The organism is Chitinophaga sp., assembly GCF_036566945.1.
Lineage (GTDB): Bacteria > Bacteroidota > Bacteroidia > Chitinophagales > Chitinophagaceae > Chitinophaga.
Map to the genome: position 1 here is coordinate 1 of NZ_DATCVJ010001006.1, position 8,526 is coordinate 8,526.

Below are 8,526 nucleotides of genomic sequence, written 5' to 3' on the forward strand. Positions count from 1 at the left end.
GGCTGCCGGGATGTATGAGTGCACGGTGGAGGGTTATTTTAAATCCATGCACAACATGATTGAAAATAAGGAGAGCAATGGTATTGTGAACCAGGTGGTGCCACGCTGGGATGAAAATGTAACAGTAGGAAAAGGCTGGAGCTATGGCGCTGAAGTAATGTTACAGAAAAGAAAAGGAACCACTACCGGATGGATTGGATACACCTTGTCATGGTCTACCCGCCGTTTTCCAGGAATCAACAACGATGAAATTTATCCTTATAAATACGATCACCGGCACGACCTGGAATTGGTGTTAATGCAGCGTTTGGGCAAGCATTGGGAACTTTCAGCCTCCTGGCATTATAACTCAGGCACGCCTATCACATTGCCGGTAGCCAGCTACAGTGGCACCAGTGGTGCTTCGCCCTGGGACCCGGGTAGCGGTAATGCCGCTATTGATCGTTATGACAACTGGAATAATTACCGGGGGGCAGATGTACACCGGCTGGATGTAGGGATTACTCATACCAAACAAAAAAAGCATTGGAGCAGGAGCTGGAACCTAAGCATTTTTAATGTGTACAACCGGAGGAACCCATTCTTTTATTCCATTATGGACGATCCGGCGGCACAGAAAAGATACCTTGCTCAGTCTACTATTTTGCCCATATTACCCAGTGTTACGTACGCTGTTAAATTTTAGAGAGATGTGCAGAAAACATTTTTTCGTAGGTACGGTACTGTTAGTCATGCTTTTAAATGCATGTACCAAACGGGTGGAAATTCAGTTGCCTTATGAAGGCGATAAAATTGTGGTGAATACGCTCATCCAACCGGATAGTGTAGTGTATGTGCGGGTAACCCGTAGTATTCCCACCAATATATTTGACGATAGCGGCTATAAAGATATTCCTGGCAGTGCGGTAACGTTGATGGCAAACGGGGTAGCCTTGTCTCCTTTACAGATACAGGTCATAAAAGGGCTTTCCTATTTTGTATCGGAACAAAAAGCGGAGAGAGGAAAGCAATATACGGTACAGGTAACTGCACCGGGACTGAGCGCTGTAACGGGTACGGATACACTCCCGGTGGCGCCGGACGTAAAAGATGCCGGTGCACAAAGAAACAGTAACCGGATTCAGTTTACGTTAAAAGATCGTCCTGGTGCAGGAAATTACTACCGGATAAGGATTTATACAACAGATGATACCGGAGGGCAGGGAGTTTACCGGCTTTTCCGGTTAGATCCTGCCTTTAATAACAACCTGGTGGATTTTTTTACAAAAAGCAACTACAACAGCCTTGTCATGAGCGATGAACGCTTCGATGGCAAGGAGATCAACTTTGTGTTGGAAACAGCAGATCCTATGATCGCTTCCAGCCAGGTAACCGTGGAAGTGAGTTCACTTACCCGTACCACTTATGAATATTTCAGCACCGTAGCCGCACAAAAAGAAAGCGGCTCCAATGCCATTGGCAACCCCGTACGCGTATTTACAAATGTGGTGAATGGCTATGGCATTGTTGGCGGCATCAATACAAAAAAGTTGCTGTTTAAGGTAGAATAGTTGTTTAAAACAAGTCAGATCTGTTGGCTGCTGATAAAATGAAATAGTCCGGGTTGTTAAAACTGAAAATCTTCCGCCTCTCCTCCTGCAATGGCGTCGTTAATGTCTACCGACATTTTAATGGAATGCCTGATAATCACGCTGTTTAAAGCTTTGTGTATGCCCGGTGTGGCAGTTTTGAGAGCCGGATAGTTTTCTGCGGCGAGTTTTTTGGCTGCTTCAATGAGCCCATCCTGTAAGTTTACCATTTTGATTTGTTCCTGCATAGCGTCTTTGTACATTGGCGATAGTGGGTCCAGTATCTCTTCCCAATCCATGAAAAATAATTTTATTGCAGTTATAAACACGCAGAAAGCGATTTAGTTGCACCACGAACTAGTTTTTTTATATTTTCGGGAAGGCTACGCTGGTGGCTCGTTCTAAAAAGGATACCGAACGGTTTTGGTCCGTCGGTCATCAGGATACCAACCGGGTAATAAGACAGCCTGCCTGTCTTTTAGGTGGCCATCCTAATGGATATTACGAAGTTTCCTACCCCGCCCAATAAGCGATTATTGCAGCATAAATGTCCTGGCCTGAAGAAACCTGCTTTCTTTAAGCCGTTTTAACCCCTATATTAATACTTCGCTATTTTTTTGGAGTCCCGTTTTTTCTTTTGAAAACCTGCTCTATTTTTAGGACATATATTGTTATATGCCTGAATTTATGCCCGCTGATCTGACAGACCGTTTGCGTGCTGGTGATTTCAAACTTTTTGAGCTGATTTTCAATACATACTGGGAAGAATTGTATACCTATGCGGCTAAGGTAACTGGCAGCGAGGAAGATGCCCGGGATATTATACAAGACCTGTTTACCAGTATTTGGGAGCGCCGTGAGCAGCTGGAATTGCATACTCATATCCGCTTCTACTTATTTAGCGCCGTCAGGAAACAGATCCTGCGTAAGTTCCGTAACGACGGATTAAAGGAAAAGCACCTGGAGAAATTCATTACCCATAGTGAGCTGCGGGCAGAACTGACCCTGAATACCCTGATCCATAAAGATATTATGAGCCAGTTGCAGCAGGATCTGCAACAATTGCCTGAAAAAGAAAGACAGGTATTTGAATGGTATCATTTTGATGAATTGAGTATCCGTGAAATAGCCATGATGCATGGTACTGCCGAACAAACGGTGCGCAACCAATTGGGCAACGCCTATAAGAAAGCCCGTCCGCTGCTGAATCGTCTCCTGATGTTACTCTGATTTTCCCCTCCCATGTTATGCTAATGTTAAGCCCCGTTTCCCAATAGTTAAAAACGTTGCTGTGTGGTACTTAGTTTTTAAACACCACACCCTTGATCCGATCTAAAATAAAAGCACTCATCGACAAATACCTGGATGGCAAGGCTACACCCGGGGAAGAGCAGCTGCTCAGCCACTGGCTGGATACGCTGGCCGAGGATACAGTGGCTGCCAACGAGCCGGATGCACAAAGCAGGGAAGCATTGCGCCGCAATATATTGCAGGTAATCAAGCAACGTACCCAACAGCCCATTTCCCTATACCGGGTGTGGAAAAGGGTGGCAGCAGCGGCGGCTGTCCTGCTCCTGGCAGGTATCACCACCTGGTGGATCACCGGGCATTCCTCTGCCCGTCCAGTTGCCTGGCTGGAACTGCGCACCGCCATCGGTCAAAAGAAAATGCTCCTGCTGCCAGACAGCAGCCGGATCTGGCTAGGGGCAAATGGGGTATTGAGATACCCCGACCGCTTTACAGATACCCGGCAGGTACAACTGGTATCCGGTGAAGCCTTTTTTGATATCGCTCCGATAACTGAAAAGCCATTTATCGTCAACACCGACAGTCTGCAGGTACGTGTACTGGGCACTTCCTTTCATGTAAGGGCATATCCCGGACAGTTGCTGGAAATAGGTGTCAGCACCGGTAAAATCTGCGTTAACCACCGCGATCAGATACGGGATATATTAACCGCCAACCAGTCGGTGCTGATTAACCCAAACGGCTATACGTTTACACGTCAGTCTTTTGCGGCCACAGATACCGAAGGCTGGAAGCAGGATAAAATTGTATTCGATAATATGCCGGTAAGCAGTGCCCTGTTGCTGCTGGAAAATTACTACCCGGTGAAATTTGATATACAACGCCCGCTGGACAAGCAAATCACCGGATCTCTCAACATGCACTTAACAATTTCACAGATCATAAAAGTACTCGAAGACCTTACGGATCATCAGCTGAAAATAAAACCTGCAGGAGCAGGGCATTTTACTGTAGACCAATAAACTTTTATTCCCTGAACTGAATTTTAAAAAACCACTGGTTATGAATGTACGTAGTACTTACTTACGTACAAGGGTATTTGCTGCGCAAATATTTCTTGTAGTACTCATGCTATCCCTATACGGTAGCGTTTTCGCCCAACAAAAGCCTGTCATCATACAGGAGTTGCACATCACAGCAGGGCCGCTGTCGGATGCGTTACATGTGCTACGGCAACAAAGCGGCGCTGACATTGTATACGATGCCGCGCTGCTTAAAAATATAACGGTAAAAACGCAGGATTTCCGCGGGCAATCCGTCGCCGACATATTACGCAGTTTGCTGAAAGGAAGCGGTTTCCAGTTCTCCGATACCGAAGGTGTGTACGTTATCAAAAAAGAAAAAGATAAAACAACCGTAACCGGTACCGTAACCGATCAGGAAACAGGGGTAGTATTACCCGGCGTAAGTGTACTGGTAAAAGGAAATACGCAAGGGAGCATCACCAACGCACAGGGCGCATTTTCCCTGCTGGCAGATGCCGGTGGCGATACGCTGGTATTCAGCTCATTGGGCTATAAGGCAACACGCGTAGTACTAAACGGCCAGCAGCACATTAACATCCGCCTGAAATCAGATGCCAGTTTGCTGAACAGCGTAGTGGTAGTAGGTTACGGACAAGCCAGCAAAGGTGATCTCACCGGCGCGGTGTCGCATGTAGGCGCAGAGAACTTTAACAGCGGCGTATTCAGTTCTCCCGAACAACTGCTGCAGGGTAAAGTACCCGGCCTGAATGTTACACGTAGCGGCGATCCTAACGCTTCGCCGGCGGTAATACTGAGAGGACCTTCCACTTTCCGCGAAGGGGAAGCGCAACAACCTTTTTATGTAATTGATGGTGTACCTGGTGCTAATATCCAGCTGGTTTCTCCTTCGGATATTGTATCTATGGATGTTTTGAAAGATGCCGCTTCAACAGCTATTTACGGGGCACGCGCGGCCAACGGGGTCATCATGATCACTACCCGTCGTGCAAAACCAGGCCAAAGCTGGATCAGCTACAATGGCTATGCAGCCAGCGAAATGATCTCCAATAAAATTGATATGCTGTCTGCCGATGAATTACGGCAATACCTGAAAGATAACGGCAAAAGTCTTACCCCTGCTTATGAAGACAATGCCAACACCGATTGGCAAAAGGAAGTAACCCGTAACGGGATATCCCAGAATCACAATATTTCCTTTGGTGGCGGCAACGAAAAAACCGTATTCGATGGTAGTGTGAACTACCTGCAAAATAATGGCATCATAAAAAATTCCTCACTGGAACGACTAAACGTAAGAGCCAACCTGGAGCAACGCGCATTCAACGATCGCTTAAAGCTTAACCTGTCTATCAGTAATAGTGTTGGTACACAAAACCGGGTACCTGAACTGGTATTCTTAAATATGCTGAGCTATATTCCCACAGTCAATATCTTTAATCCGGACGGTACTTATAAAGAAGATCTGACCCGCTCCCGCAACTACCTGAATCCGGTATCGCTGATCGACAACAACAGCGATAAAACCAAAGAAAAGATCATGCTGGGGAATGCCCGTGCCGAGCTGAAACTATTACCAGGATTGCGTTATACGCTGAGTGTATCCATGCAGGATCAGCAATTAAACCGGGATATTTATTACAACCGGGCATCTAGTTTAGCGCCTAACACTAAAGGGCAGGCTACCCGCAGCAGTTTTACCAATACCCGCAAAGTACTGGAGAGCTATTTTAACTACGACAAAGTTTTTGGTAAACATGATCTTCGTTTACTGGCAGGCTATTCCTGGCAGGAAGATCGCAACGGAGACGGATTTCAGACCTCTCAGCAAGGCTTCGCATCTGATGCTACACTGGGGAACAATCTGGGGCTGGGAAGCCCTAAAGACGGCTATCTTCCTATATATGGTAATACAGGAATATTGGCACTGCGCTTTATCTCCTTCTACGGCAGGGTGAATTACCAGTATGCAGATAAATACCTGTTGCAGGTATCTGTAAGAAAGGATGGTTCTTCGGCCTTTGGTGAGAATAACCGCTGGGGCATATTTCCGGCAGTGTCAGGAGCATGGAAAATCAACAAAGAGAGATTTATGGAAAATGCTACCTGGATCGAAGACCTGAAACTTCGTGCAGGCTATGGCGTTACTGGTAACTCCCTTGGTTTTGATCCACTCATTGCCAAATTCCGTTACGATCTGGTGGGTAAGTTCTATTCCGATGGCAGGATTATCAACGCCATAGGCCCTGTACAAAATGAAAATCCTAACCTGAAATGGGAACGTACAGGCATGGCTAATATCGGTATTGACTTAGCCGTGTTGAAAGGCCGTCTCTCTTTCGTAGCTGATTACTACGATAAGCGTACTACGGATCTGATCTACACCTATGAAGTATCTGTGCCGCCTAATTTCGTGCCTACCATGCTGGCCAACGTAGGGGCTATGAGCAATAAAGGAGTTGAGTTACAGGTGAATGCAGTACCGGTGAAAACGCGCGACTTTACCTGGACTACCTCCGCAAATATTGCACACAACAAAAACCGGATAGAATCGCTTTCCAATGATAATTTCGCCGTTGATTATATAGAAACGGCCGATCTGGGAGGAAAAGGACAGTCTGGTAATAAATCACAGATTATAAAGGGCGGTTATGCACTGGGTGCATTTTACCTGTGGCAGTACGAAGGCAAGGATAAAGACGGATATTCTACCTTCCAGTCTGCCAACGGTGGTATTACCAAAACACCTGCCTCCACTGATCGTGTATACAGCGGTGATGCCCAACCGGCCATCAGTTATGGATGGAGCAATAGCTTTACCTACAAGAATTTTGACGCCAATATTTTCATCCGAGGTGTATCCGGCAACAAAATACTCAATGCTACGCTGGCAAACTTGAATAACCCGGCAGAAGCCACCGGATACAATATGCCACGGTTTACGCTCGGAGAATCTCCAAAGGATGCACAGGCGCCTTTCCTGTCTACCCGCTACCTGGAAAACGGTTCTTACCTCAGACTGGATAACGCCACCATTGGGTATAGTATTCCGATGAAAAATAATTATGTCAGAAAACTGCGTGTATACGTGTCCGGTAATAACCTTTTTGTGATCACAAAGTATACAGGTATTGATCCCGAAATAAATATGGGTGGACTTATACCCGGCATAGATAATAATAATTTTTATCCGAAAACACGCTCCTTTATGCTGGGCGTAAATGCTACTTTCTAATCATTGTAAAACTGCCGATATGAAAAATATTATTATAACAGGACTCGCCATAGGTTTTACGTGTATGACAGCTTGTACCAAGCTGGATGTAAAAGTAGAATCACAATATGTAGAAGATAATTTTCCTACTACCACCGATGGATTTATTGCCGCTTCCGGCCCCATGTATACACAGCTGAGTACCAAGTATGCGGTGGATTACTGGCGGCTGCAGGAGTTGTCTACAGATGAAGCAATTATCCCTGCCCGCGATGGTAACTACGACGATGGCGGACAGTATCGTTTTCTTCATAAACATACCTGGACAAAAGATCATCCTACCGTTAAAAGTGTATGGCAATGGGCTTTCTCCGGTGTGAATACCTGTAATCGTCTCCTTTATCTTTTTGAAAAAGCGCCCGACACCGATGCGAAACGTACTACGCTGGCGGAAATAAGAACACTCCGTGGCCTGTATTATTTTTACCTGATGGACCTTTTTGGTAAAGTGCCGCTGGTGATTGATTATAAAAATACAGATGCGCCGCAACAGTCATCCCGCGAAGCGGTATTTACCTTTATTGAAAAAGAATTAAAGGAATCCTTACCGTTTCTGAATACTAAAAACGGACAGGTAACTTATTCTAAACCTACTAAATGGTTTGCTTTTGCCCTGCTGGAAAAAATGTACCTGAATGCCGCGGTATATACGGGCAGGCCCATGTATACAGAAACTGTAGCCATGGCAGATAGTGTGCTGGCCAATGGTCCTTACTCCCTCGATGATAATTTCATCAGCATATTTATGCCGGACAACGGACCTGCGATAAAAGAAACGATCCTGGCTATTCCATATGATACTTACCAGATTAAAGGCAACCAGTTTTCCCGGTTTGGCCTGCATCCTAACCTGGTAGATAAGTATGGCCTGTTGTTCCGCCCAAGTATTGCCATGAGTACCATTGGTTCTTTTTATGATAAATTTAATCTGACAGGAGATGTGCGCAATAATACCTGGCTGGAAGGTAAGCAGTACAACAGCGATGGTTCGCCTATCCTGATCAGCACCACCAATAAAGGATTAAATAATAAGTACAATGGACCGGAACCGGATAAGAAAATCAGCTGGCAGCTTACTTTCTCAAAAGACTTGTTGCTTAAAACAGATTCTTCTATGGATCTGGGCAATGATGAGCTGGCAAAAGCTTCCGGTGTACGTGGTATTAAATTTTATCCGGATAAGAGTACAGAGCCTATAGATCGCAACTCCGGCAACGATATACCTGTTATGCGTTTGGCTGACGTACTGATGATGAAAGCAGAAGCTATACTAAGGGGCGCCGCGCCTACAGCCGTAAAAGGCGAATTACAAACGCCGGATGTATTGGTGAATAAGATCCGTACGAGAGCGCGCGCACCACAGGTATCCGGCGTAACCCTGGATGAGTTGCTG

General features: G+C 45.8%; 6 protein-coding genes and 1 pseudogene. 6 read left to right on the forward strand and 1 reads right to left on the reverse strand.

The features are described from left to right. Both VIP81_RS30035 and VIP81_RS30040 read left to right on the forward strand, forming a co-directional pair. Window positions 1–685 (forward strand): annotated as a pseudogene (locus VIP81_RS30035) (TonB-dependent receptor); the annotation flags it as partial. Between the two features lie 4 nt (window positions 686–689). Beyond that, window positions 690–1,550, forward strand: a complete 861-nt coding sequence (locus VIP81_RS30040; RefSeq protein WP_331970560.1) for a DUF4249 domain-containing protein — start codon at window positions 690–692, stop codon at window positions 1,548–1,550. Between the two features lie 56 nt (window positions 1,551–1,606). On the opposite strand, the gene VIP81_RS30045 is transcribed toward VIP81_RS30040, so the two are convergent. After that, a complete protein-coding gene (locus VIP81_RS30045) occupies window positions 1,607–1,867 on the reverse strand; it encodes a hypothetical protein (protein WP_331970563.1) in 261 nt (86 codons plus the stop codon). A gap of 376 nt (window positions 1,868–2,243) precedes the next feature. On the opposite strand from VIP81_RS30045, the gene VIP81_RS30050 reads away from it, so the two are divergent. From VIP81_RS30050 to VIP81_RS30065, 4 genes are all read left to right on the forward strand, one after another. After that, a complete protein-coding gene (locus VIP81_RS30050; protein WP_331970567.1) occupies window positions 2,244–2,798 on the forward strand; it encodes an RNA polymerase sigma-70 factor in 555 nt (184 codons plus the stop codon). A 92-nt stretch (window positions 2,799–2,890) separates the two neighbouring features. After that, complete coding sequence (locus tag VIP81_RS30055; protein WP_331970571.1) at window positions 2,891–3,838, forward strand: FecR family protein; 948 nt, start codon at window positions 2,891–2,893, stop codon at window positions 3,836–3,838. Between the two features lie 40 nt (window positions 3,839–3,878). After that, entirely contained in the window at window positions 3,879–7,094 is a 3,216-nt protein-coding gene (locus VIP81_RS30060; RefSeq protein ID WP_331970576.1) for a TonB-dependent receptor, read from the forward strand. Between the two features lie 19 nt (window positions 7,095–7,113). Next, a partial coding sequence (locus tag VIP81_RS30065; RefSeq protein ID WP_331970582.1) for a RagB/SusD family nutrient uptake outer membrane protein occupies window positions 7,114–8,526 on the forward strand: 1,413 nt, incomplete at its 3' end.